The organism is Nitrospira sp. BLG_2 (assembly GCF_049222245.1).
Map to the genome: position 1 here is coordinate 1 of NZ_JBLYIG010000510.1, position 1926 is coordinate 1926.

A 1926-nucleotide genomic window follows, 5' to 3' on the forward strand; every position below is an offset into this window, starting at 1 on the left:
CCCTCACAATTCCCGTCTGGTAGTTTTGAACTCAACACTTAGGACCTACCGCTGAGGACTCAGCACTTGCGAAAGTGCGGAGGTGGCTTATGGCTGAATCCATCCGAGAGACGAACGTTCAGTATCCGAGTGGAAAACTGGTCACAATGCGGGCATTCGTGGCCGGTCCCGACACCAAAGGTAAACGACCCGCCGTCATCATAGTCCAGGAATGGTGGGGCCTTACGGAACACATAAAGGAGATTGCAAGGCGGTATGCACGAGAAGGCTACGTCGCAATCGCTCCGGACCTCTATTCGCGCCTCGGACATCCGCTCACGACCGATGCGGGAGAGGCCGGGAAGTTTATGAACTCCCTCAAACAAGAGGACGGACTTAATGATCTCACTGCGACGGTGGACTACCTCAAGTCGGTTCCCGAGGTGGACGCGACAAAGATCGGCGTCACGGGATTTTGCATGGGAGGGTCCTATGCGCTGATGTTGCCCTGCGTCAACCCGGCAATCAAAGCGGCAGTTCCGTTCTATGGTCAAGTACCTAATCCCGATACACCGATTCAGAATCTTGCCTGCCCGATGTTGTATCTCTATGGGGAGGACGATGGCTGGATTACGAAGGCCGATGTTCAGCGACTGGCAGCGGCGTTGAAGAAGTATGCGAAAGCCGGAGAAATCAAGACGTACCCGGGCGCTCCTCATGCATTTTTTCGAGACACCGATCCATCCGTGTATCGGCCGGACGCGGCTCAGGACGCGTGGGCCAGAGCCAAGGCCTTCTTTAAACAACATCTTGGTTAGCTCGTTGTTGAGAATGCAGGCGCAATACGAGATCAAAAGCGGAGGGCTTTTTCGATATCCTGTGGGAGAGGACGAAGTATGAAGCCGACATGGAGCGGCGTCCTTGTGGCGATCGCGCTCATTCCCGGCCTCGGCACCGCGGCTGATTTTCAGCTCGCCAGCCCGACCATCAAGAACAAGGGCGTCATCGGCAAAGCGCATGTCTTCAATGGATTCGGATGCAGTGGCGACAATGTATCCCCAGAATTGCGCTGGACCAATGTACCGACGGGTACCAAGAGTTTCGCGGTGACGGTGTATGATCCCGATGCTCCGACCGGCAGCGGCTGGTGGCACTGGGTCATCTTCAATATTCCTCCCGATATTACGACGCTCGTTGCCGATGCAGGAAAGCCGGACGGTCTCGGCGCTCCGCAACTGAGCACCCAAAGTATGACGGACTTTGGTCAGCCAGGATACGGTGGGCCTTGTCCTCCTCCGGGCCACAAGCCGCATCGCTACATCTTTACGGTGTTTGCGTTGAAAGTGGATCAATTGCCGTTGAAGGCTGAGGCCACCGGAGCGATGGTCGGGTACTATCTCAATCAGAATGCTCTGGCGAAGGCCTCATTTACCGGCTTGTACAGCCGCAAGTAACGACGAGTAGGAATCTCACACATGCCGCTTGATGCCGAGTTAGGAAAGAAAATGCTCCAGCTGATCACGTCACGTTACGATGATCGGCATTGGCGGAAGCAAATCGAGAAGATCCTCAGTCTGCCCCAGTCTGGTGTCGCCGATCCGATCCAACAGCAGATCTTTATGTATCTCAAGCATGGTTTGAAGGCCTATAAATCGCGCCGAGCCGATCCGGACTCTTGGATCATCGGAGGCTATGCCACGAAAGAAGTCATCAACCGGGCGAAATTCCAACCGAAGCTCGTCGGGTCATCTATTACGAAAGACGACGTGGCCTTTCTGGGGACCGACCCAGGGGACGATGTGACCCAGGCTTGGTGGGAAGAGATGCTGGTACAGTGGTTCGACGTACCGGAAGAAGAGAGACCTGCTGAGGAAGAAAGTGGCGAAGCCTCGGATCCAGATTCTTCCCCGACTATCAAATCGAAAGCTTAGCAGAACGTGCGAGTGC

The 1926-nt window shown here is 55.2% G+C and carries 3 protein-coding genes; all 3 read left to right on the forward strand.

All coding sequences use genetic code 11. The features are described from left to right. Positions 1-89: 89 nt before the first annotated feature. The 3 genes from ACOSYY_RS13805 to ACOSYY_RS13815 all read left to right on the forward strand — a co-directional run bounded on the left by ACOSYY_RS13805 (position 90) and on the right by ACOSYY_RS13815 (position 1910). Positions 90-797 carry a dienelactone hydrolase family protein gene (locus tag ACOSYY_RS13805; protein WP_421663095.1) on the forward strand — a complete coding sequence of 236 codons (708 nt, stop codon included), beginning with the start codon at positions 90-92 and terminating at the stop codon, positions 795-797. A 78-nt stretch (positions 798-875) separates the two neighbouring features. Beyond that, on the forward strand, positions 876-1433 hold the full coding sequence (locus ACOSYY_RS13810) for a YbhB/YbcL family Raf kinase inhibitor-like protein (RefSeq protein ID WP_421663096.1): 558 nt from the start codon (positions 876-878) through the stop codon (positions 1431-1433). 21 nt (positions 1434-1454) lie between these two features. Beyond that, positions 1455-1910: a hypothetical protein gene (locus tag ACOSYY_RS13815; RefSeq protein WP_421663097.1), complete on the forward strand. Its 456-nt coding sequence runs from the start codon at positions 1455-1457 to the stop codon at positions 1908-1910. Positions 1911-1926 lie beyond the last annotated feature (16 nt).